This is a genomic window from Calditerricola satsumensis, from assembly GCF_014646935.1.
GTDB lineage: Bacteria > Bacillota > Bacilli > Calditerricolales > Calditerricolaceae > Calditerricola > Calditerricola satsumensis.
Genome location: NZ_BMOF01000009.1, coordinates 32,718 through 55,401, shown reverse-complemented (window position 1 = coordinate 55,401; position 22,684 = coordinate 32,718). Strand labels below are relative to the sequence as shown.

Genomic DNA, 22,684 nt, shown 5'->3' with positions numbered 1-22,684 from the left:
GCGCCGCGGCGGCCGCCCGCGCCCGTGCCGCAGCCCAAGGCGGGGCGCGAAATGCCGCCAAAGCGGAGGAAGCGCCTGAGGAGCCGTCGCCGATGCAGCCCGTGCTGGACCACATTGTGCATGTGATCACAAGGGAATTGGGCGACGGCGTCATCGAGGAGGCCTACGTCAACCGCCTCGCCAAACACGTGCCCACGATTGTGGTCAAGAACGAACGCTGGCGCGAGACGGCCCGCCTGCTCCGCGACCATCCCGAGCTGGCCTTCGATTACCTGTCGACGCTGGTTGGCATCGACCATGAGACGCACCTCGAGGTGTACTATCATTTTGATTCTTTCCAGAAGGGGCACCGCCTGGCCGTCCGCGTCAAGGCGGACCGGGAAAAGGCGGTGGTGCCCTCGGTGACCGACATCTGGCCCGGCGCCGACTGGCCGGAGCGGGAGGCCTACGACCTGGTGGGCATCCGCTTCGAAGGCCACCCCAACCTGAAGCGCATCCTCCTGCCCGATGACTGGGTGGGCCACCCGCTGCGCAAAGACTACCAGCCGCTGGACGAAGGGGTGTGAGCGCATGGCCGTGCGCACCGAAGAGCTGCTCCTCAACGTGGGACCGCAACACCCGAGCACGCACGGCGTGTTCCGCCTGGTCGTGAAGCTCGACGGGGAAATCATCACCGACGCCCAGCCGGTCATCGGGTACCTCCACCGCGGCACGGAGAAGCTGGCCGAAGACCTGACCTATACGCAGATCATCCCGTACACCGACCGCATGGACTACCTGTCGGCGATGACGAACAACTACGTCCTCTGCCACGCGGTGGAGACGATGATGGGCATCGAGGTCCCGGAGCGCGCCGAGTACCTCCGGGTCATCGTCATGGAATTGAACCGCATCGCCAGCCACCTCCTGTGGTTCGGCACGTACCTCCTCGACCTCGGGGCGATGAGCCCATTCCTCTATGCTATGGAGGAGCGGGAGAAGATCCTCGACCTGTTCAACGAGCTGTGCGGCGCGCGCATCACCTTCAACTACATGCGCGTCGGCGGCGTGAAGTGGGATGCCCCGGACGGGTGGATCGACAAGGTGCGCGACTTCATCCCGTACATGCGCGACCAGCTCGACGGGTACCACAAGCTCGTCACCGGCAACGAGATCTTTGTCCGCCGGCTCAAGGGCGTGGGGAAGTACGACGCCCAGACGGCCATCGCCTACGGCCTGTCCGGCGTCAACCTGCGCTGCACCGGCGTCAAGCGCGACGTGCGGAAAGACGAGCCGTATTCCGTCTACGACCGCTTCGAGTTTGACGTGCCGGTGGCCACCGAAGGCGACTGCTACAGCCGCTACCTCCTGCGCATGGAGGAGATCCGCCAGTCCCTGCGCATCCTCGAGCAGGCCGTGGCGCAGTTTCCCAAGGAGGGCGCGGTGATGGCCAAGGTGCCGCGCGTCATCCGCCCGCCGGCCGGCGAGACCTATGTGCGCATCGAGGCCCCGCGCGGCGAGCTGGGCTGCTACATCCACAGCAAAGGGAAAGACAAACCGTATCGCCTGAAGTTCCGCCGCCCGTCCTTCCACAACCTGCAGATCCTGCCGAAATTGCTCATCGGCGAGAACATGGCCAACCTCATCGCCATCCTCGGCGGGATTGACATCGTGCTCGGGGAGGTCGATTGCTGATGGCGCACTGGCTTTCCCAGCCCCTCTCCTGGACGACGGCGGCGGTCTTTCTCGCCTCCGCGGTGGCCATGCTCCTCACCGTGCTCCTCTTCGTCACCTTGGCCATCTACTTCGAGCGCAAGGTGATCGGGTGGATCCAGCTGCGCCGCGGCCCCAACCGCGTCGGGCCGTACGGGATCCTGCAGTCGGTGGCCGACGTGCTGAAGCTGCTCACGAAGGAAGACGTCATTCCCGACAAGGCCGACCGGACGCTGTTCGTCATGGCGCCGGTGATCGCCTTTGTGCCGGCCTTTGCTGTCCTGGCCGTGCTGCCCTTCACGGAGACGCTGCACTTCGCTGACCTGGGCGTCGGGCTGCTCTACTACGTGGCCGTGTCGGGCATCACCACGCTGGGCATCCTTCTCGGGGGCTGGGCGTCGAACAACAAGTACGCCCTGCTCGGCGGGATGCGTTCCGTGGCGCAGATGATCAGCTACGAGATCCCGCTGGTCATCTCGGTGATCGGCGTGGTCCTCCTGGCAGGCAGCCTGAACCTGAAGGAGATCGTCGCCGCGCAATCCGGGGGCATCTGGAACTGGTTCTTCCTGAAGCAGATCCTCGGTTTTGCCGTCTTCGTCGTCGCCGCCATCGCCGAGCTGAACCGCACGCCCTTCGACCTGCCCGAAGCCGAGTCGGAGCTGGTGGCCGGCTACCACGTCGAGTACAGCGGCTTCCGTTTCGCCTTCTTCATGCTCGCCGAATACGTCTACGTCTTTGCCATGTCGGCCCTGGCGACGATCCTCTTTCTCGGCGGCTGGCACCCGCCGGTCGAGGCCCTCGATTTCGTGCCCGGCCTGGTGTGGTTCGCGCTGAAGTTTGCCTTCTGCGTCTTCTTCCTGTTCTGGCTGCGCGCCACGATGCCGCGCGTGCGCGTCGACCAGCTGATGACCTTCGCCTGGAAGGCGCTCCTGCCGCTGGCCCTGGCCAACCTGCTGGTGACGGCGCTGGTGAAGGAGCTGGTGGCGTAAGCGGGCGGCGCGTGGCCGGGCATGAGGCGGATGGCGGTGTGCCGGGCGGCCGTTGCGCGGCGGAAAGGCCCAGCGAAAGGGGGGGGAAGACCATGCTCGGATTGGCCAAAGGCTTGGGATACACCCTGCGCCGGCTGACGGAGAAGAAGGTGACGTACCGGTATCCGGACGTGCCGGTGAAGATGCCCGATCGCTTTCGCGGCATCCAGCACTTCGATCCGGACAAGTGCATCGTGTGCCACCAGTGCGCGCGCATTTGCCCGACGCAGTGCATCACCCTGACGGGGAAGCCGCACCCCGACCCGACGAAGAAGGGGAAAGTGATCGACACCTACGACATCAACTTCGAAATCTGCATCCTGTGCGACCTGTGCACCGAGGTGTGCCCGACGGAAGCGATCGTCATGACGAACAACTTCGAGCTGGCCGTCTACAGCCGCGACGAGCTGTTTAAAGACCGCGCGTGGCTGGCCGCCAACAACACGAACGTGCGCAGCGAAAACAGCACGAATCTCCTGCCTGGAGGGAAAAAATCGTGACCGCGGGGATCAGCGGGGAATTCGTCGCCTTTTTTCTCCTTTCCCTCGTCACCCTGGGGGGCGCCGTGTTCATGCTCAGCCTCACCCGGGTGGTGCACATGGTGGTCGCCCTAGCCTTCACCTTCCTCGGCCTGGCCGGCCTGTACGTGATGCTGGAGGCGGAGTTCGTCGCCTTTTCCCAGGTGCTCATCTATGCCGGCGCCGTTTCCATCCTCATGCTGTTCGGCATCATGCTGACACGGCACGACGTTGACGAAGAGGAGATCGACCGGCGGAGGCGGCACCGCGTCCTCGCCTTTGTCGCCGTGCTCGCGCTGTTCGCCGCGCTGTTCAAGGGCATTGTCGCCCTGGTTCCTGCGGGCGAAGGCCATCTGGCCGAGGCGAACACGCTCGAAATCGGAAAGGCGCTGTTTACGAAGTACGTCATCCCCTTTGAGCTCGTTTCCGTGCTCCTGCTCGTCGCCCTGGTCGGGGCGATCGTGCTGGCCCGGAAGGAGGAAGATGACGCGTGACGGTGACGCTCGCGTCCTACCTGCTGGTGGCTGCCTTTTTGTTTTGCATCGGGCTCTACGGCGCGCTGACGAAGCGCAACGCCGTCGTCGTGCTCCTGTGCATCGAGCTGATGCTGAACGCCGTCAACCTGAACCTGGTGGCGTTTGCCAAGTACGGACCCCAGCCCGGCATCGCGGGACAGGTGTTCTCCCTGTTCAACATCACCGTCGCCGCGGCGGAAGTGGCGGTGGGGATTGCCATCCTCATCGCGCTGTACCGGAGGCGCGCCACGGTCAACGTGGACGAAATGGACACCTTGAAGAGGTGATTCGATGATCCAAAACGCATGGCTCATCCCGCTTCTCCCGCTGCTCGCCTTCGCGGTGATCACCGCCGTGGGGCGCCGGCTGCGGACGGGTGCGGCCTACCTCGGCATCGTGGCCACGTTCGGCGCCTTCGTCCTGTCGCTCGCCGTGCTGTGGGAGATGCGCGCGCCCGGCGCGGGTGCGACGCGCGTGTGGGAGTGGCTGACGGTTGGCGAGAGGACGATCACGATGGGGTTTGAGGTGAACCCCCTCAACGCCCTGATGCTCGTCATCGTCTCGCTGGTCAGCTTTCTCGTCCACGTCTACTCCCGCGGCTACATGGCCGGCGACGAGCGGATCGCCGTGTTCTACCAATACCTGGCCCTCTTCACCTTCTCCATGCTCGGCCTCGTGCTGTCGCCCAACTTCCTGCAGCTGTACATTTTCTGGGAGCTGGTCGGCGTCTGCTCGTTCCTGCTCGTCGGCTTCTGGTACTTCAAGCCGGAGGCCAAGGCGGCGGCGAAGAAGGCCTTCCTCGTCACCCGCGTCGGCGACCTCGGGCTGTTTATCGGCATCGCCCTCCTGTTCTGGTGGGCGGGCAGCCTCGACTACGCCGATGTCTTCCGCGCCGCGCAGGACGGGACGCTGGCGCCGTGGCAGATCACCCTGGCCTGTCTGCTCATCTTCTTCGGGGCCATGGGCAAGTCGGGCCAGTTTCCTCTTCACACCTGGCTTCCTGATGCGATGGAGGGCCCCACGCCGGTCAGCGCCCTGATCCACGCGGCGACGATGGTGGCCGCCGGCGTCTACCTTGTGGCGGCGACGTTTCCCCTCTTCGCCCAGTCGCCGGCGGCGCTGGATGTGGTGGCCGGGGTGGGCGCGTTCACGGCCCTCTTTGCCGCCACCATCGGCCTGGTGCAGACCGACATCAAGCGCGTCCTGGCCTACTCCACGGTGAGCCAGCTCGGGTACATGATGCTGGCCCTCGGGGCGGCCGGCTACGCGGCGGGGATCTTCCACCTGATGACCCACGCCTTCTTCAAGGCGCTTCTGTTTCTCGCCGCCGGGGCCGTCATCCACGCCGTGCACACCCAGGACATCCGCGAAATGGGCGGCCTCTTTGCGCGGATGAAGGCGACGGGCACCTTCTTCCTCATCGGCTGCCTGGCCATCGCCGGCGTGCCGCCGCTGTCTGGCTTCTTCTCCAAGGACGCCATCCTGCTGGCGGCCTGGTCGGGGGCGTCGCCGATCTGGTTCTGGGCGGCGCTGAGTGCGGCGTTCCTCACCGCGCTGTACATGTTCCGCCTCTTTTTCCTCGTCTTCGCGGGCCAGCCGCGCCGCCACGCCAACGCCCACGAGGCGCCGGCGGTGATGACGGGGCCGATGGCCGTGCTGGCCGTGCTGTCCGTTGTCGCCGGTGGCGTGTCGCTGGTGGGCTTTTCCGACTGGCTGACGCAGGGGTTGCCGGCGGCGGTGGCTGAGCCGGAGCACGCCCTGTGGGTGATGGTCCTCACCACGGTGGTGTCGCTGGCCGGCATCGCCGTGGCCTGGCTCTATTACGGCCGGCGCGACGCCCGCGATCCGGCGGCGGTGGCCGGGCGGTTTCCGGGCCTCTACCGCGTGCTCGTCCACAAGTACTACGTGGATGAGCTGTACGATCGGGCGCTGGTTCGCCCACTGCTGGCCCTTGGAACGGCACTGGACGCCGTTGACCGCTACGCCGTTGACGGACTGGTGCGCGCCGTGGCGAAGCTGACGGCGGGCGTCGGGCGCGTCGGGCAGCGGATGCAGAACGGGCAGTTGCAAACCTACGGCCTGGTGGCCGTGAGCGGACTCGTTCTCTTGGTCGTCGGGCTGACGCTGGCGGGAGGGTACTGGCGATGAATGGGCACCTGCTGACGCTCTTGACCTTTTCGCCCCTTGTTGGGGTTCTGGCCCTGCTTGTCGTGCCGCGCGGCCAAACGGCCCTGATTCGCGCCATCGGCGTGCTGGCCACCCTCGTGCCGCTGGCCCTCTCCTTTGTGCTGTACGCGAACTTTGCGCCGGAGGGCGGGCTGCAGTTTGCCGAGAAGGTGCGCTGGTTTTCCATCCCGGTGGGGAACATGGCCTTTCCCGTCGACTATGAAGTGGGCGTCGACGGCCTGTCGCTGCCCCTTGTCCTGCTGACGACCCTCGTCACGGCGATGGCGGCGGCGGCGTCGGTGCACGTCCGCCAGAACCTGAAAACCTACTTCGTTTGCTTTCTCCTGCTGGAAGTGGGCATGCTCGGCGTGTTCACGAGCCAGAACCTGTTCTTGTTCTTCCTCTTCTTCGAGCTGACGCTGATCCCGATGTTCTTCCTCATTTCGAAGTGGGGCTACCTCGAGCGGGAGAAGGCCGCCCTCCATTTTCTCGTCTACAACGGTGTCGGGTCGGCGCTGCTCTTCTTGGCCATCCTGACGTTGTTCGTGCGGGTGGGCGACCTGTCCTTCACCCGCGTGGCCAAGGCGCTCACTCAGGGGGCGCCGCTGCCCCTCTTGTCCGACACGTTGGCGCTGGTCCTCTTCGTGCTCCTGGTGGTTGCCTTCGGGGTGAAGCTGCCTCTCTTTCCGTTCCACACGTGGATGCTCCGCGTCCACGTGCAGGCGCCGCCGCCTGTGGTGATGCTGCACTCCGGCATCCAGCTGAAGATGGGCGCCTACGGGCTGTTGCGCATGGGCGTCGGCTTTTTCCCGGAGGTGGCCGCGAAGCTGGCCACGCTCTTGGCCGTGTGGGGACTGGTCAACGTCCTGTACGGCGCGGTGCTCGCCCTGGTGCAGCGCGACCTGAAGCGCGTCTTTGCCTACTCGTCCATCAGCCACATGGGCATCGTGCTCCTGGGCCTGGCGGCGATGAACGCGACGGGGTTCACCGGCGCGGTGTTCCAGGCGGTGTCCCACGGGTTCATCTCGGCGCTGCTGTTCCTCCTGGTCGGCGTGATCTGGGAGCGCACCGGCACGTCGACGGTGACGGAGATGGGCGGCCTGGCCAAGTCGATGCCCGTCGCCTCGGGCATGCTGCTGGCCGCGGCGATGGCCTCGCTGGGCCTACCCGGGATGTCGGGGTTTATCAGCGAATTCCTCGCCTTCCTCGGCCTGTTCCGCGTCCAGCCGGCCCTGGCGGCGGTGGGGGCCCTCGGCATCGTCCTGGCGGCGGCGTACCTCCTGCGGGCCGTGCTCCGCACCACCTTCGGCCCGACGCCGGAGCATCTGGCCGGGCTGCGCGACGCCACCGCCGTTGAGGTGGTGCCGATGCTCGTGCTCCTCGCCTTCATCGTGCTCCTTGGCGTCTGGCCGGCCGTGCTGGGCGATGTGCTCCACCATGCCGTGCAAACCTTGGCCGCAGCCCTGCCCGGGCGGATCGGAGGGTGATGCTCCATGGACGAAGCGATGAAAAACGTGCTCGACTGGAACTGGGGCGCGATGGCCCCTGAGCTGGTCATCCTCGGTGCGGCCACGCTGCTCGCGCTTCTCGACCTGCTCCTGCCCGCTGACCGCGACCGCCGCCCGCTGGCCTGGCTGGGGCTGGCCGGCATTCTCGTTGCCGCCTTCTTCGTGTGGCGGAACGTGCACGCCGAGCCGACGCACATCCTGTACGACATGTACCGGGTGGACGACTTCGCGAACGCCTTCAAGCTCGTCTTCCTGGCCGGCGCGGCCTTTGCCCTGCTCCTCGCGGTGGCCGACGTTGGGCCGGGCGGGGAAGCGAGCGGTGGCGCGAAGGCGATCCGCGACCGCGGCGAGTATTTCTACCTGTTCCTCACGGCCCTCCTGGGGGCGATGATGCTCGCCTCGGCGGCCGACCTGATCGTGCTGTTCGTCGGCCTCGAGGTGTTGGTCCTGTCGTCGTACATCCTCGTCGCCCTGCGCCGGCGCTACCTGCCGGCGGTGGAAGGGGCCTTCAAGTATGTCGTGAACGGCGGCATCGCCTCGGCGATCACCCTCTACGGCATGTCCTTCCTCTACGGGCTGACCGGCTCGACCAACCTCTTTGCGGTCGGGGAGGGCCTTCGCGACGCCTACGTGAGCGGGAACGACTACCTCGTGTACGTGGCCTTCTTCCTCCTCGTGGTCGGCGTGGCCTTCAAGATCGCTGCCGCGCCGTTCCACATGTGGGCCCCCGACGTATACCAGGGCGCGCCGACGCCGGTGACCGCCTTCTTGGGCGTCGTGTCCAAGGCCGCCGGCTTCGCCCTCCTCCTGCGCCTGCTCCTGACGGTGTTTCTCGGCTTGTCCAACCCGCTGGACGGCACGCCGCTTTTGTTCTCCGAGCTGAGCCCGTACGTCGGCGCCGTCGCCGCGGCGTCGATGATCATCGGCAACACCGTCGCCCTGCGCCAGACCAACGTCAAGCGCATGATGGCCTACTCGAGCATTGCCCACGCCGGGTACCTCCTCGTGCCCGTCGCCGCGCTGACGCCGATGGTGTTCAGCCAGATGGTGTTCTACCTCGTCGCCTACCTGTTCATGACCATGGGCGCCTTTGCCGTGATCCAGCTCGTCGCCCGCGCGCGCGGCTCGGAAGACCTGCGCGCCTTTGCCGGCCTCTTTCGCCGCGCGCCCCTTTTGGCGTCGGCGATGACGCTGTTCCTTCTGTCGCTGGCCGGGCTGCCCCTTACCGCCGGATTCATCGGGAAGTTCTACCTCTTCCTCAGCGCCGTGGGCCGCGAGATGTATGCGCTGGCGGCGATCATGGTCCTGACCAGCGTGGTGTCCTTCGTGTATTACTTTGCCGTGATCCGGCAAATGTTCTTGCGCACCGGGGAGGAGGACGGCGCGGCCGTGCGCGTCCCGCCGACGGTGGGGACGGTCATCGCCCTCTCGGCGGCGGGAACGGTGCTGCTGGGCCTTCTGCCCGATCCCGCCCTCGATCTCCTCGCCCACACCTTCGCCTTCGCCGAGATGTTTATGCCGCTGACCGACTAGCGCAGGCGGCGTCCTTCTTCCGGGAAGGACGCCGCTTTTTTCCCGGTTGAAGCCGAAAGCGGCCGCGCCGGCGGTGCCTTGGGACGCGGCTCACGCGTTGTCGCGCATCCGGACGCGCGGACGGGAAAAACCGACGGTTTGGTGAAATTTTGTTTCCTGTTCGAAAGCGTTACGGTATAATAAGATGACGAGTTGGTTTGGCGGACAACGGCCGAAAGGGGGGCGGACGGTGGGGAACGACATGGGCCTCAACGCGTTGGTGAACATCGTGCTCTCGCTGGCGTGCATCGGCCTGGCGTGGTGGGCCCTGCAAGCGGTGAAGTGGGATCTGTTTCTCCGCCGTCCGGACAGCCCCCAGGCCAAGCTGCTCATCGTGTTTCTGGCGCTCCTCGTGGGTTCGAACGTGGCCGCGTTTTTGGCCGATTACCTCGGGTGGTCGCTCCTGTTGCACACCCTCTTTTCGTGATCCCCGGGTATAGGCGCCTGCTCGGCCGTCCACACTGAACAATAACGAACGTGTGGAACGGTCGGGGAGGAGAGCCGGTATGGGGAAGGCATGGGGGAAAGCCGTCACAGCCGCGCTGATGGGGTGGGCCCTGGCGCTTTTCTTGGCCGGGTGGGCCGGTCGCGACACCGGAGGGACAGAAAACGTCCAACGCCTGTGGGACGCGGCCGCATCCGCCGGCGTCGCCCCGCGCGAGGTGACGCTGCATGCGTACCGGCAGGTGGACGCTGGAACGCGCGCGGACCGTCCGGAAGCGCTGCTGGCGCGCTTTCAGCAGCGGGTGATCCCCACGGCCCGGATGACCGTCACGCCCCTTGTCCGGCACGAATGGGCGGGACTGCGTGCCACGGCCGAGCCGGAGAAGGGCGTTACGGTTCACGTCGTGGCCCTGGAAGGTCCCGGCGGCGCGCGCGTGGTGACGGTGAACTGGACGCGCCAGGCGCTCCGGGCGGCGGATGTGCGCCGCGACGCGCAGCGCCTGTCCGCGTGGCTTGCCGCCGAAGGGCTTCCGGCGCACCTCGACATCGCGCTGCGCGGTGAATGGACGGGGAAGGGGCAGGGCGACCTCCGCGAGGCGGCGACGGCGGCCGTGTTGCGTGCGCTGCGGGCAACGGTCGTCGAAGCCGCTGTGGACGACGCGATGTACAGCGTTTCCGGAACCAGCCCGCTGCTTTTTGGGGGTGTGCGGACCGGGGGCGGGGAGATGAACGTTCAGGTGGCCGCTTCCCGTCCCCAAGGCGATGGCGGGGTGGGGGTCACCGTCGGAACCCCCCTCATCTTCGTCGAATACTAATGAAGTGGGAAGAGAATCACGGGACGCGGAGGGAACGAAATTTGGATAAGATTATCGTCCGCGGAGGCAATCGACTCACCGGTCGCGTTCGGATTCATGGCGCGAAAAATGCCGTCCTGCCGATCATCGCCGCGACCATCTTGGGAACGACGGGGAAGAGCGTCATTCACGAAACGCCGGCCCTCGATGACGTGTACACGATCAGCGACGTGCTTCGCCACTTGGGCGCGCAGGTGACGTTTTTCGGCGATCGCCTGGTGGTCGACGCGACGTCGCTTGACGGATACGAGGCGCCCTACGAGCTGGTGCGCAAGATGCGGGCGTCGTTTTTGGTGATGGGCCCCCTATTGGCCCGGCTGGGTCGCGCGCGGATTGCCCTGCCCGGCGGGTGCGCCATCGGCAGCCGCCCCATCGACCAGCACTTGAAGGGCTTTGAAGCGATGGGCGCGTCGATCGAGATGGGACACGGGTTTGTCGAGGCGCGCGTCCACGGCCGGCTCAAAGGGACGCGGATTTACCTCGACGTGCCCAGCGTCGGGGCAACGGAGAACATCATGATGGCGGCTACGCTGGCCGAAGGCACGACGGTGATCGAGAATGCGGCCATGGAGCCGGAGATCGTCGATCTGGCCACCTTCCTCAACGCCATGGGCGCCCGGGTGCGCGGGGCGGGCACCGGCACCATCCGCATCGACGGGGTCGAGGCCCTGCACGGGACGACGCACACGGTGATTCCCGACCGCATCGAGGCGGGAACGTTCATGGTCGCGGCGGCCATCACGCGCGGCAACGTGCTGGTCGAAGGCGCCATCTACGACCACGTGCGCGCGGTGGCGGCGAAGCTGTCGGAGATGGGCGTGTACGTCGAAGAAGAGGACGGCGGCATTCGCGTCGTGGCCGAGGGCCGCTTGCGCCCGGTCGACGTGAAAACGCTGCCGTATCCCGGTTTTCCGACGGACATGCAGGCCCAGATGATGGCCCTGCTCGCCGTAACGGAAGGGACCAGCACGGTGACGGAGACGGTCTTTGAGAACCGCTTCATGCACGTGGAAGAATTGAAACGGATGAACGCGCAGATCAGGATCGAGGGCCGGTCGGCCATTATCGACGGTGTGCCGCGCCTCAGCGGGGCGAAGGTGTGCGCCACCGACCTCCGCGCCGGAGCCGCCCTTGTTTTGGCCGGGATGGCGGCCGACGGCGAGACGGAAGTGACGGGCTTGCACCACATCGACCGCGGGTACGTCGACCTGGTGGGCAAGCTTCGCCGCCTCGGGGCCGACATCGCGCGCGTGTCGGAACCCGATGCGGCCGCCCCCTCCACCCGCGCCTATCCGCATTTGGCGTGACGCGCGATGGAAGCTGGCCCAATGGCTTCGATGGGCAAATCGAAGCCATTGGGCATTTCCATTTTTGCTAAGAGAAACAAGTCGACTGTCTTTTGGTAAAATAGCAAGTGGAGGAGATCAACCATGAATCCGGCCGAAGTGCTTCGATCTCGCCGTGATGAAATCTTGCGCATTTGTGACAAGTATGGCGCGAAAAACGTACGTGTTTTCGGTTCAGTTGCGCGAGGCGAGGCGGATGAAAACAGCGATATTGACCTGCTTGTTGAACTGGAACCTGATCGCAGTTTGTTTGACCTAGGCGGTTTATGGCATGACTTGAACGAAACACTGGGTGTAAAAGTCGAAGTGTTTACCGTTAAGAGCTTGCGTGATGCGGTACGCGAACGCGCGCTAAGGGAGGCCGTACCCTTGTGAAGGATCGCGACCGACTTTGGCATATCCTTGAAGCCATTGAGCGAATTGAGAAATATTTGGTGTACGGAGAGGAGCAATTTCGCCAGAGTGAGTTAATCCAAACCTGGATCGTGCATCACCTCCAGATCATCGGCGAAGCGGTGCGGATGTTATCCAAATCGTTCCGTGACGCGCATCCTGAAGTCGAATGGAACAAAATAATCGGAATGCGTAACATTCTTGTGCACGAATACTTTGGAATTGATTCGGACATTGTGTGGCGCGTGGTGAACACGGAGTTGCCGAATTTGAAGAAGAAAGTAAAAACATTTATCCAAGAAGTTTCTGAATCGAAAGATGGTGAATGACAAACCGTCTCCTTTTGTTTCGAATCGCTTTATCACGTGTGGCCGTTTTTGTGTTGGCCGTTCTACGGCGCCCGCCGGTGGCATAGAGATGAAGACACCTGGCTGTCCACCGGAGGGAGGGACGCGCATGGCGCACCGGCGGTCGACCCGCCTGTGGCGCGTTCGTTCGCATCGGTTCCGCGCGCCGGACCGCGTGCCGGCCTATGCCCGCCGGTCGGAGGTGGCGCTTCCGCTTCGGCGGCTGCGCTGGTGGCGGGGGATCCGGCGCATTGCGGCGGTGTTGGTCTCCCGGCAGGCGTTCTTGGTCGCGCTGGCGTTTGTCGCGACCGCGATGCTCGTGCTCGTGTTTCCCGCTGCGCTGGTGCTCGTCTGGGGCCCCGGCTCGGCGGAATGGGGGGCCCCCGCGACGAAACGTTCGTCCAGCCTCACGCCCCATCCCGTCGCCTTTGATGTCCGCGTGTACCGCGCCCAGGCGAACCGCGTCGATACGGTGCCGCTGGAAGACTACGTGGCCGGGGTGGTGGCGGCGGAAATGCCGGCGGAGTTTGAGCTGGAGGCGCTCAAGGCCCAGGCCCTCGCCGCGCGCACCTTTGTCGTTCATCGGCTGCTGCAGGATCCGAAGCCGCCGGTTCCCGGCAATGCCCACGTCACCGACACCGTTCAGGACCAGGTCTACCGCGATCCGAGGGAGCTGCGTGCCGCCTGGGGGGCGGATTTTGCGTGGAAGTGGGCGCGCATCCGCCGGGCCGTAGAGGAGACGGCGGGGCTCATCCTCACCTACGACGGCGAGCCGATCTTGGCCGCCTTTTTCTCGACGGCCAGCGGGAAGACGGAAAGCGCCGCCGACTACTGGGGCCGGCCGCTTCCGTACCTCCGCAGCGTCCCGTCGCCGTGGGACGAGGCGAGCCCCCGCTTCCGCCAAACGGTCACCTTCCCCTGGTCAGAATTTACGCGCAAAATGGGACTTTCAGACCTTCCCTACCCGGGAGAGAAGCGGTCCGATTGGGCGGCGGTTGAGCGCACCACGGCGGGCGGGAACGTGGCCGAGGTGCGCTTCGGGAACCGGCGCTTCACCGGGCGGGAGGTGCGCGAGCGGCTGGGATTGCCCTCGACGCATTTTTCATGGACCGTCGCCGACGGGAAGATCGTCTTTCACACCCGGGGGTACGGGCACGGCGTCGGCATGAGCCAGTGGGGGGCGCAGGGCATGGCGCGCTCCGGCAAGACGGCGGAGGAAATCCTGCAGCACTATTACCGCGGCGTGCGCATCGAGCCGGCGGCGCGTTGGCTGAACGGACGGAACGGCGCCCAGCCGGCGCGCGCGTCGTAACGGGCACAGGGGGCAGGCTCCTTCTTCTTTGCTTTTTTACACCTCAGGTATAAACCGGTTTCGAACCGTCGAAACTGGTTGCTGAGGTGATGGACATGGATAAGCAAACGAATCAAACCCCCCTGTCCCAGACGGACGTCAAAACGACGGCCCAGGCGCCGTCGCGGTGGAAAGCCTTTTTGAAGAAGAAGTGGACGTTCCCGGCGCTGTACCTCGTCGCGGCCGCTCTCATCCTGGCCCTCATCGTGTGGTATCCGAACCCGGACAGCTACGTGATCGACGAGGGCAAGGAGCAGGGCGAAGGCGGCGTCGAGGTGACGGGTCCGCAGCATCCGACGGCCCAGGAGCCGGGCGAAACGGTGCCGGTGAACGCCCCGACGCAGCTTTCGTGGCCGGTTCCGGCGGGCGTGTCCGTGTCGGTGGTGCGCGGCTTCTTCGACGACAAGGCCGACAAAGCGGCACAAGCCAGCGCCCTGGTCAAGTTTGACAACACCTATCGCCCGAACACGGGCATCGACCTGGCCACGGCCGACAAGAAGCCCTTTGATGTCCTCGCCGCAGCCGACGGCACCGTGACGCGGGTGGAGAAGGATCCCCTCGTCGGCTACGTCGTCGAAATCCGCCACAACGACAAGCTGACCACTGTCTACATGAGCCTCGAGGACGTCAAGGTGGCGAGCGGGGCCCAGGTGAAGAAGGGCGACGTCATCGGCAAGGCCGGGCGAAGCGCGCTGGAGAAGGAGTTGGGCCCGCACCTCCATTTCGAGGTTCGCGAAAACGGCGAAGCGGTCAATCCGCAAAAGTACCTCACGCAAGCCGGCCAACCGTCGTAATCCGGAAAGGCCCGCGCGGAAGTGTCCGTGCGGGCTTTTTGGCGTTCACTAGCAGATGAAGGTAACCAAGTCGTCATGCAGTGATATACTATTGTGATATAATAACTGCACTAGGGAGGTGGGGGTTGTGAAAACCCTAGGCCAGGTGAGTGGGCGTAAGCGGCAACGTGTTCAAGTGGTACGTTCCGGTCTTGCTTTTCCAGCAAAGAAAGTAGCTGTAGCGGATAAATTCAAGAAAGCGATGTATAATCGTATGGTCGATCGCGTGCAAAAGATCCTGCGCGAGGCCGGGGTGACCGAAGAGGAGGTATTGGCTGATTTTGAGGCGCATCGAAAAACTCGTTGTTGATGCCAATGTCCTTTTGTCCATTGTGATTGGGGGCAAAGGTGCACGAAGGGTCGTCAATCACCCTTGTGCACCGATTCTTTATGCAACTCCGGATGTACATAAAGAAGTAGAGGAGTATATTCCTGTTTTTTCAGAAAATAAAAAACTTAAAAAGAAGGGTTTAACTTTGAACCATCTTTATTCCGTATGGGCGTTTGTTCCAGTGCGTATAGCTCAAGCGCCAAAGGAGAGCGAGGCATGGGACGTAGCGAAGCGTTATTTAGGCAACCGTGATCCCGATGATATTCCAACCGCAGCGCTTGCTCTTTATCTAAACTGTCCCATCTGGAGTCAAGATAAAGATTTTGATGAAATACGATCATTTTTGCAAATTTATAATACAGGGCAGTTGATTGATTTGCTTGATACATTATTATTTGAGGAAGAATGTTAACAAAAACGGCCCACGTGGGCTTTTCCATTGTTTTCGGGATGATTGCTTTCGTGATTGACAGGGATCGATGCTTTAATTCTGAAAGAGGGGAGGCATAAGATGTTTGTAGCAACGGGAAAGGGTGGGGGAAAGGTGAAAAAAGCAGGTTACTTTTGGACAGAGCAATGGCAAAAATGGGAACGGGAAGCAGATAAGGCGTATGAGGCGGGGAAAACGATCGGCCCGATCAAAACAAGGAAGGAATTAAAGGCCTTCTTGGACAGCCTGAAGGAAAACACGGATGATGTGGAAAAATGAAATGTGGCCATCATGATGAAGCATTGTGGAACCCCTAACCGTTTTCCATCCTTTTACGCCCCTTTCCTTGTTCAGGAAAGGGGCTTTTCTTTTCCAGCTACCCCAGCACGTCCCCGGACAGCGCAAACCGCCGAAATCGCTTGTCTGGCTGGGGAAAATCGAATACCGCGCGCCCATCGCCAATATACTGTACCAAACCCACAACCCGAGGGAGGCGAGGGGCGTGCACGATTACATCAAGGAGCGAACCCTCAAGATCGGGCGCTACATTGTGGAAACCCGAAACACGGTTCGCACCATTGCCAAAAAGTTCGGCGTATCGAAAAGCACCGTGCACAAGGATTTAACCGAGCGCCTACCGGAGATCAATCCCGAGCTGGCCAATCAAGTGAAGGAAATCCTCGAATACCACAAGTCCATTCGCCACATTCGCGGAGGGGAAGCGACCAAGATCAAGTACAAGGGCAAAGGGGAAAAGAAGCAGCAGGGAACGGACGCCCAGGCGCAAAGCCGATCGTGAGGGTTCGGGGGCAGAAAAAAGAGGAATTTCCTACACGACAGCGAATATCCATCATGATGTTTCCCATTCCGCTGTCGGCGCCGACATGGCGCGCGCGAAACCGGGCGGCAACCGGGCATGCGTTTTAGGCGGTGGAACCACCGATGTCGCCGTTCGTTGGGGATGTCGTCACCGCCTCTTCTGTTACGATGGTCGAGGACAAGGTTGACGAGACCCAAACCGAGAGCAGCGCGCAGCCTGGCTTTGCCACCGGACGGGCGCAAGGGGAACGGACAAGCCTGCCCCATCGGGTTGTGGGGAGCCTAGGGGGGAATCGCATGATCCGCGGTCTGTACACGGCCGTATCGGGCATGGTGGCGCAGGAGCGCCGCTATGAAACGCTGGCGCTCAACGCGGCCAACGCCCAGACGCCGGGATACAAAGTGGAACGCCCGGTGCAGCGGGCCTTTCCGGAGATGCTGCTGGCCCGCACCCGGGAGATCGGGTCCGCGGCCATTCCTCAGCGTCTGGCGATGGGACAAGCCGTCATTGGCCCGCTGACCACCGGCGTGTACGTGCAGGAGCGCATCGGCGATTTTCGCCAGGGCGATCTGGTGGAGACGGGCTCGCCCCTCGACCTTGCCCTGTACGACGACCGGCTGTACCTGACCCTCGCGGAAGGGGGCGTGCCGCAGAAAGCGACACTCTTTTTCGCCGTTGCGCGGCCCGACGGCGCGGTGCGCTACGTGCGTGCCGGGCGCTTTGCCGTCGACGCGGACGGGTACCTGGCCACGCCGAGCGGGTCGCGCGTCCTGGACGCATCCGGTGCGCCGATTCGCCTCTACAACCCGGCCGATCCCGCGCAGGCGGCGGCCTACGCCACCGGCGAGCTGCGCGTCGACGCCGACGGGCGCGTGCGCCTCGTCGACGGCCGCGGCCAGCTCGTTCGCGGACCGGGCGGCCAGCCCCTCGTCGACCGCCTGCTCGGCCTGGTGGCGGCCATGGACCCGCACGGCATGGTGCGCGAAGGGGACGGCCACTACCGCTGGGAAGGGGACGAAGACCGCCTCGTGCCCCTTGATCCGGCCACGGCGGCGGGGGCGCGCCTGCGGGAAGCCCTGCGCGCCCAGGGCGGCGTGCGACAGGGCTTCTACGAGGCGTCGAACCTCGATCCGGCCCAGACGATGGTCGACCTGATGGAAGCGCTGCGCGCCTATGAGGCCAACCAGCGCGTGGTGCAGGCCTACGACCAGACCCTCGAAAAATTGTTCGGCGAAGTGGGCAAAGTATGAGCGAGGTGGCGCGTACGTGAACACATCCGCCCTGATTGCCGCGGGCGCCCTGCGCGCCCTGCAGGAGCGCATCGACGTGACGGCGCACAATCTGGCCAATCTCGACACGCCGGGATACAAGCGACGCGACGCCGTGTTTGCCGAGCTGCTCTATTCTTCGGTGAACAACCAGCCGGACCACGCGCGGGAAGCCGGGCGGCGCACGCCCCCGGGCCTCCGCGTCGGTTACGGCGTGCACCTGGCCGCCACGCCGCTTCAGCTGACGCTCGGTCCGCTCCGGCAGACGAACCGGCCCCTCGACCTCGCCATCGAGGGAGACGGCTTTTTCCTCGTCGAACAGCCGGTGCGGAACGCGGCCGGGCAAGCCGTGGTCGACGAAAGCGGCCGACCTGTCGTGCGCCGCGCCCTCACCCGCGTCGGGGCGTTCCACCTGTCGCCCCTCCCCGACGGTTCGGGACGCATGGCCCTCGTCACGCCGCAGGGCGACTTTGTCGTGCGGCAGGGGAGCGCGCCCGGGGACCCCGATCGGTACGTCGTGCTCGATCCGCTTCCGTCGGGGCGGCCGGTGAGCGAACGCGACCTCGTCATTGACGCGGCCGGGCGTATCTTCGTGACGCGCGGCGGGCAGACGATCGACACCGGCATGCGCATCGGCCTGTGGCGGGTGACCACCGGCGAACGGCTGCGATCGGTCGGGGAAAACCGCTTTGCGGCCGACGAAAGCGAACTGGTGCCGGTGAATCCGAACGGTGCGGGGGATGGCCTGCGTGTCGCCATCCGCCAAGGCATGCTGGAGGGCTCCAATGTGGAGCTGGTGAAGGAGATGACCGACCTCCTGGCCGCCCAGCGGGCCTACCAGCTCAACGTGCGCGCGCTGCAGATGGCCAGCGAGATGTGGAGTTTGGCCAACCAGATGCGCCGCTGAAGGCGCTCATTGTTCCTTCCTTCGCAGGGAATCGCCTTTTTTCCCCTCGCGGAGATGCGGTGTAGTATAATGGAAAGCGGTTCGCTCCCGGGTGCGGCCACCGCCTTTCGCGAGGGGCGTCGCGCCCACGCGAGCGTGTTGGGAATTCGCGAGGGAGGGTTTCATCGATGAACGTCCCCAACCTGCTGACCCTGTGCCGTTTTGCCCTCGTCCCGCTCTACCTCGTGGTGTTTTTTTCGGGCCATCCCTACGCGACGCAGTGGGCCTTTGTCGTGCTCCTCACCGCGGGGCTGACCGACATCATCGACGGGTACCTGGCCCGCAAGTACAAGCAGGTGACAGACATCGGCATCATGCTCGACCCGCTCGCCGACAAGCTGATGATGATCGCCGTCATCCTGTCCTTCGTGCTCACGGGGCGCATCAGCTGGCTGGCGGCGGTGGTCTTTTTCGTGCGGGACATCGGCATGATCGTGGGGTCGGCGCTGTTTCACCTCAACGGCAAGAGGCCCCTCCCTGCAAACGCCCTCGGCAAAGCGACCACCGTGCTCTTTTACATCACCTTTTTGCTCATCATGTTCGATTACCCCTACGCGGAAAACGTGCTGTGGGCGGTTATCGCCTTTTCCTTTGTGACGAGCTTCAATTACCTGATCAAGTACAAGCGCATCAACGCAACCTGACCGAAGCGCGTCGTGACAAAGGGCATCCCGACACGCGGGGGCATTGCTCTCATGGCGTGGCCCCTGCGCCGGATGCCCCTTTATGTCAACCTCGGCCAGCGGGATTGGCTTTCGCCTCTCGCCAGCCAAGGGTAGTTCTAGTATGAGTCGCGCCGCGCCCGCTATGTGCGTGCGGCCGAAAAAGCTGCAGGAAGCGTTGCCACCGACAGGAGGGATCCTCATGTTGGATGTCCAGGCCATTCAGGCGATCATTCCCCACCGCTACCCGTTCCTGCTCGTCGACCGCATCCTCGAGCTGGACGTGGGCAAGCGCGCCGTGGGCCAAAAGAACGTCACGATGAACGAGCCTTTCTTCCAGGGCCACTTCCCCGGCTACCCCGTCATGCCCGGCGTGCTGATCGTCGAGGCGCTGGCCCAGGTGGGCGCCGTGGCCATCTTGGCCGCCGAGGAGCACCGCGGCAAGATCGCCTTCTTTGCCGGCATCGACAACTTCCGCTTCCGCAGCCAGGTGAAGCCGGGCGACGTGCTCACGCTGGAGGTGGAGCTCACCCGCGTGCGCGGCAGCATCGGCAAGGGGCGCGGCGTGGCCAAGGTGGGCGACACCGTTGTGGCGGAAGGGGAGCTGATGTTCGCGTTGGGGGACCGCGAGGCGTAAGGGCGAACGGTGTCGACGATCGCGCGATTTTTTCTTGACAACGTGGCCGCGCTCACTAAAATAGGAATGCTAAGCCGCTTTTCCAACCGTGGAGGAAAGGCTGGCGCTTACCGTCGAGCTGATACGGGTCGGGCTGGATGGCGGTTGGAAAAGCTGGCTTGTCGAATCCAGGGGACTGGGAGTATAATGCGTGTTGAATAGGACGTATTTCCCGGTCCGTGGGAAGGGGTGGAATACCGCCTACATTAAAAATTGATGAAAAGTGTAGGCAGAAAGGTAAGTACCGGTCTATTCCGATAGACCGGCGGAGATAGCGGCTCTCCGTTAGCAAAACGCTAGTGCGAAAGACCGGGCACACCGAAACCTGCCACGACCCGGCACCGGCCGGCGAGCGGGGAGTAACGTAAGAGGCGGACGGCAAGTCGGAGCAACAGACGCAGCTTGAGTCGCGATAAAGATGAAAAGGCGTTTTTACTACCGAAATCGTCTAGATTGTGAAACGAATTATGTATTCTTTATTCAACGTGATATTTGGATTGGTGGGTTCCTTGCTTATGGTATCGTCTGATCATCATATATGTGTTGAACCAGTATAGGGCTTTGTGCAATGAACGGGCAAGGAACCCAAATCGGTTTCGGTTAGGGGGGTTACGATGCGCGTCCGAAAGGCGGTCATTCCCGCGGCGGGCTGGGGCACCCGTTTCCTGCCGGCCACCAAGGCGCAGCCGAAGGAAATGTTGCCGCTGGTGGACAAGCCGATTATTCAATATGTCATCGAAGAAGCGATTGCTTCGGGCATCGAGGACATCCTCATCGTTACTGGCCGCGGAAAGAGGGCCATTGAAGACCATTTTGATCGATCGGTTGAATTGGAATATTTCCTTCGCCAAAATAATAAAGAGGAATTATTGGCAACGGTTCAGGAAATCGGTCAGTTGGCAGACATCCATTTCATTCGACAAAAGGAACCGCTTGGCTTGGGGCACGCCATTTATCAAGCGAGGCGGCATATTGGCAACGAGCCGTTTGCGGTATTGCTTGGGGATGAGGTGTTTGTTGGGGAGAAGCCCTGTTTGGCAGAGTTAATTGAGGTGTATTCGCGAGTGGGAGGTTCGGTGATCGCGGTTCAAGAGGTCCCTGTAAATGACGTATCACGATACGGTATTATCGCACCAAAAAAGATTGAAAACCGGCTCTATTATGCACACGATTTGATCGAAAAGCCATCGGTTACGGAAGCACCGTCGAATTTAGCCATCATCGGCCGATATGTCCTCGATCCCGCAATCTTTGATATCCTCGAACATCTGGAGCCGGGGCGAAATGGGGAAATTCAACTGACGGACGGCTTGCGGCTGCTGAATCAGTCTACCCCTGTATATGCCTATGAGCCAGTTAGCAAGCGTTACGATGTGGGCGATAAGTTAGGATACTTGCAGGCCACGGTTGAATTGGCGCTTGCACGGCAAGATGTTGGAGCACCGTTTCGTAGATTCCTGGAAGAGTTGTTGGTTGGATCGCGTGCGGTTGTAACGGGTGAGGTAAAAGGATAATAAGGAGGAACAACAGTCGTGGACATAGCGGTAATTGGTACAGGTTATGTTGGTCTTGTTACAGGAGCGTGTTTGGCAGAACTCGGTCATCGTGTCGTTTGCATGGACCGTGATAAAGAAAAAATTTCTCTACTCAATAATGGTGTCATCCCAATTTATGAAAAGGGCCTTGATGAATTGGTTGCACGCAATGTCGCAGCCGGTCGCCTTCGTTTTACAGATCGTATGATTGAGGCGATAAGAGGAGCAGAGGCCGTATTTCTCGCGGTTGGTACTCCGACTGCGGCAGACGGCGGCGCTGAACTTTCGATGATCTTTGAAGCGGCCGAGCAAATTGCAATGGTGATGGAATCTCCTCTTATTCTTATTCAGAAATCGACTTGTCCCGTGGGAACTTCGGTGGAAATTGAACGGCGTGTGGCAGCAGTTTTAGCCAAGCGAGGTGTGCAAATCCCCTTTCATGTTGTCGTAAACCCCGAATTTTTACGTGAAGGAACGGCGGTTACGGACTTTATGCAGCCTGACCGCGTTGTGATTGGCGCTGATACCGCCGAAGTGGGAGAACGCGTTGCTATGCTCTACGAGAAAATTGTGCCGAAAGAACGCATTCTCTTAATGGACAGGGCTTCGGCGGAAATGACCAAGTATGCAGCGAATGCGTTTTTGGCCACGAAAATTTCCTTCATCAACGAAATCGCGAATCTATGTGAGTTAGTGGGTGCGGATATTGAGAGCGTACGGCGAGGAATCGGTACGGATACGCGAATCGGACCCGCTTTTTTGGCAGCGGGGATTGGCTACGGCGGCTCGTGTTTTCCAAAGGACGTCAAGGCTTTAATCAAAACGGGCAAGGATGCCGGATACCAACTGCGGATTTTGGAGTCCGTTGATGAGGTAAATCGCCAGCAGCGGATTCGCCAGGTAGAAAAGGTTATTCAGCATTTCGGAGGTTCTCTGGAAGGCAAGCGGATTGCGGTTTGGGGGCTAGCCTTCAAGCCTGGAACGGACGACATGCGGGAGGCTCCGGCGATTGACGTTATCCATTGCCTGCTTCGTGAGGGTGCTGAAGTGGTGGCATATGATCCGATTGCGATGCCCCAAGCCCAACGAGTACTGGATCAACGGGTTCGCTACGCGTCGGATGCCCTTTCCTGTGTTGATGGTGCCGATGCCGTACTTCTTTTGACGGAATGGCCGGAGTTCTTAGGTCTTGATCTGCATCTCGTTGCGCAGAAGATGGCAACGCCTGTTCTCTTTGACTTTCGTAATGGGTTTTCTCCCAATCGTGCCTATGAAGCTGGTTTAACGTATATTGGTGTGGGGCGTAAGACAAAGGTTTCTTTAAAACCTATAACAGAACCTATAACTTCAACAAAGTAAGTAGGGTCCAATCGCAGCATCTTGCTTTAAATCCACGGGTTGCGATTTAGTCAATTTTGTGGTGAGATACCGGAGGAGATGGGTTTTGGA

26 protein-coding genes are annotated in these 22,684 nt (G+C 62.4%); all 26 read left to right on the top strand.

Annotated elements, in window-relative coordinates:
• Positions 1-566: NADH-quinone oxidoreductase subunit C (locus IEX61_RS03710; RefSeq protein ID WP_373288401.1), on the top strand; the 566-nt coding region annotated here is incomplete at its 5' end.
• Between the two features lie 4 nt (positions 567-570).
• On the top strand, positions 571-1,674 hold the full coding sequence (locus IEX61_RS03705) for an NADH-quinone oxidoreductase subunit D (protein ID WP_188816820.1): 1,104 nt from the start codon (positions 571-573) through the stop codon (positions 1,672-1,674).
• Positions 1,674-2,681 (top strand): NADH-quinone oxidoreductase subunit NuoH, encoded by a 1,008-nt coding sequence (gene nuoH, locus IEX61_RS03700; RefSeq protein WP_054671754.1) that lies wholly within the window; start codon positions 1,674-1,676, stop codon positions 2,679-2,681. The genes IEX61_RS03705 and nuoH overlap by 1 nt, the downstream gene beginning before the upstream one ends.
• 92 nt (positions 2,682-2,773) lie before the next feature.
• Positions 2,774-3,220, top strand: a complete 447-nt coding sequence (gene nuoI / locus IEX61_RS03695) for an NADH-quinone oxidoreductase subunit NuoI (protein WP_054671750.1) — start codon at positions 2,774-2,776, stop codon at positions 3,218-3,220.
• 8 nt (positions 3,221-3,228) lie between these two features.
• On the top strand, positions 3,229-3,732 hold the full coding sequence (locus tag IEX61_RS03690) for an NADH-quinone oxidoreductase subunit J (RefSeq protein WP_054671761.1): 504 nt from the start codon (positions 3,229-3,231) through the stop codon (positions 3,730-3,732).
• Positions 3,729-4,040, top strand: a complete 312-nt coding sequence (nuoK, locus tag IEX61_RS03685) for an NADH-quinone oxidoreductase subunit NuoK (protein ID WP_054671746.1) — start codon at positions 3,729-3,731, stop codon at positions 4,038-4,040. Before IEX61_RS03690 ends, nuoK begins: the two co-directional genes overlap by 4 nt.
• Before the next feature lie 4 nt (positions 4,041-4,044).
• Complete coding sequence (gene nuoL, locus IEX61_RS03680; protein WP_188816819.1) at positions 4,045-5,901, top strand: NADH-quinone oxidoreductase subunit L; 1,857 nt, start codon at positions 4,045-4,047, stop codon at positions 5,899-5,901.
• The gene (locus IEX61_RS03675) at positions 5,898-7,406 is read left to right on the top strand and encodes a complex I subunit 4 family protein (RefSeq protein WP_188816818.1); all 1,509 of its coding nucleotides are present in this window, start codon (positions 5,898-5,900) and stop codon (positions 7,404-7,406) included. The genes nuoL and IEX61_RS03675 overlap by 4 nt, the downstream gene beginning before the upstream one ends.
• Before the next feature lie 6 nt (positions 7,407-7,412).
• A complete protein-coding gene (gene nuoN, locus IEX61_RS03670; protein WP_188816817.1) occupies positions 7,413-8,960 on the top strand; it encodes an NADH-quinone oxidoreductase subunit NuoN in 1,548 nt (515 codons plus the stop codon).
• A 229-nt stretch (positions 8,961-9,189) separates the two neighbouring features.
• The gene (locus IEX61_RS03665) at positions 9,190-9,426 is read left to right on the top strand and encodes a DUF1146 family protein (protein WP_229725664.1); all 237 of its coding nucleotides are present in this window, start codon (positions 9,190-9,192) and stop codon (positions 9,424-9,426) included.
• 79 nt (positions 9,427-9,505) lie between these two features.
• Positions 9,506-10,258 carry a YwmB family TATA-box binding protein gene (locus IEX61_RS03660; RefSeq protein WP_188816816.1) on the top strand — a complete coding sequence of 251 codons (753 nt, stop codon included), beginning with the start codon at positions 9,506-9,508 and terminating at the stop codon, positions 10,256-10,258.
• Between the two features lie 41 nt (positions 10,259-10,299).
• The gene (gene murA, locus IEX61_RS03655) at positions 10,300-11,604 is read left to right on the top strand and encodes a UDP-N-acetylglucosamine 1-carboxyvinyltransferase (RefSeq protein WP_188816815.1); all 1,305 of its coding nucleotides are present in this window, start codon (positions 10,300-10,302) and stop codon (positions 11,602-11,604) included.
• Positions 11,605-11,727: 123 nt separating this feature from the next.
• On the top strand, positions 11,728-12,018 hold the full coding sequence (locus IEX61_RS03650; RefSeq protein WP_054672767.1) for a nucleotidyltransferase family protein: 291 nt from the start codon (positions 11,728-11,730) through the stop codon (positions 12,016-12,018).
• Positions 12,015-12,365 carry a HepT-like ribonuclease domain-containing protein gene (locus IEX61_RS03645; protein WP_054672771.1) on the top strand — a complete coding sequence of 117 codons (351 nt, stop codon included), beginning with the start codon at positions 12,015-12,017 and terminating at the stop codon, positions 12,363-12,365. The genes IEX61_RS03650 and IEX61_RS03645 overlap by 4 nt, the downstream gene beginning before the upstream one ends.
• 127 nt (positions 12,366-12,492) lie before the next feature.
• Complete coding sequence (gene spoIID, locus IEX61_RS03640) at positions 12,493-13,695, top strand: stage II sporulation protein D (protein WP_229725663.1); 1,203 nt, start codon at positions 12,493-12,495, stop codon at positions 13,693-13,695.
• A gap of 95 nt (positions 13,696-13,790) precedes the next feature.
• Positions 13,791-14,528 carry a M23 family metallopeptidase gene (locus tag IEX61_RS03635; protein WP_083463059.1) on the top strand — a complete coding sequence of 246 codons (738 nt, stop codon included), beginning with the start codon at positions 13,791-13,793 and terminating at the stop codon, positions 14,526-14,528.
• Between the two features lie 127 nt (positions 14,529-14,655).
• Complete coding sequence (locus IEX61_RS03630) at positions 14,656-14,877, top strand: hypothetical protein (protein WP_157057805.1); 222 nt, start codon at positions 14,656-14,658, stop codon at positions 14,875-14,877.
• Positions 14,849-15,310, top strand: a complete 462-nt coding sequence (locus tag IEX61_RS03625) for a PIN domain-containing protein (protein ID WP_172673572.1) — start codon at positions 14,849-14,851, stop codon at positions 15,308-15,310. Before IEX61_RS03630 ends, IEX61_RS03625 begins: the two co-directional genes overlap by 29 nt.
• A 99-nt stretch (positions 15,311-15,409) precedes the next feature.
• A complete protein-coding gene (locus tag IEX61_RS03620) occupies positions 15,410-15,607 on the top strand; it encodes a hypothetical protein (protein WP_054672215.1) in 198 nt (65 codons plus the stop codon).
• Between the two features lie 223 nt (positions 15,608-15,830).
• Positions 15,831-16,127, top strand: coding sequence for a sporulation transcriptional regulator SpoIIID (gene spoIIID, locus IEX61_RS03615; RefSeq protein ID WP_054672212.1), 297 nt, complete (start codon positions 15,831-15,833; stop codon positions 16,125-16,127).
• Between the two features lie 131 nt (positions 16,128-16,258).
• Positions 16,259-17,398 carry a flagellar hook-basal body protein gene (locus tag IEX61_RS03610; protein WP_229725662.1) on the top strand — a complete coding sequence of 380 codons (1,140 nt, stop codon included), beginning with the start codon at positions 16,259-16,261 and terminating at the stop codon, positions 17,396-17,398.
• A 16-nt stretch (positions 17,399-17,414) separates the two neighbouring features.
• The gene (locus tag IEX61_RS03605; RefSeq protein WP_188816814.1) at positions 17,415-18,323 is read left to right on the top strand and encodes a flagellar hook-basal body protein; all 909 of its coding nucleotides are present in this window, start codon (positions 17,415-17,417) and stop codon (positions 18,321-18,323) included.
• A gap of 167 nt (positions 18,324-18,490) precedes the next feature.
• On the top strand, positions 18,491-19,006 hold the full coding sequence (locus tag IEX61_RS03600) for a CDP-alcohol phosphatidyltransferase family protein (protein WP_054668840.1): 516 nt from the start codon (positions 18,491-18,493) through the stop codon (positions 19,004-19,006).
• Positions 19,007-19,226: 220 nt separating this feature from the next.
• Positions 19,227-19,661, top strand: coding sequence for a 3-hydroxyacyl-ACP dehydratase FabZ (gene fabZ, locus IEX61_RS03595; protein ID WP_054668841.1), 435 nt, complete (start codon positions 19,227-19,229; stop codon positions 19,659-19,661).
• Between the two features lie 653 nt (positions 19,662-20,314).
• Positions 20,315-21,214 carry a UTP--glucose-1-phosphate uridylyltransferase GalU gene (galU, locus tag IEX61_RS03590; protein ID WP_054668842.1) on the top strand — a complete coding sequence of 300 codons (900 nt, stop codon included), beginning with the start codon at positions 20,315-20,317 and terminating at the stop codon, positions 21,212-21,214.
• An 18-nt stretch (positions 21,215-21,232) separates the two neighbouring features.
• Positions 21,233-22,594, top strand: a complete 1,362-nt coding sequence (locus IEX61_RS03585; protein ID WP_054668843.1) for a UDP-glucose dehydrogenase family protein — start codon at positions 21,233-21,235, stop codon at positions 22,592-22,594.
• Positions 22,595-22,684: the final 90 nt, after the last annotated feature.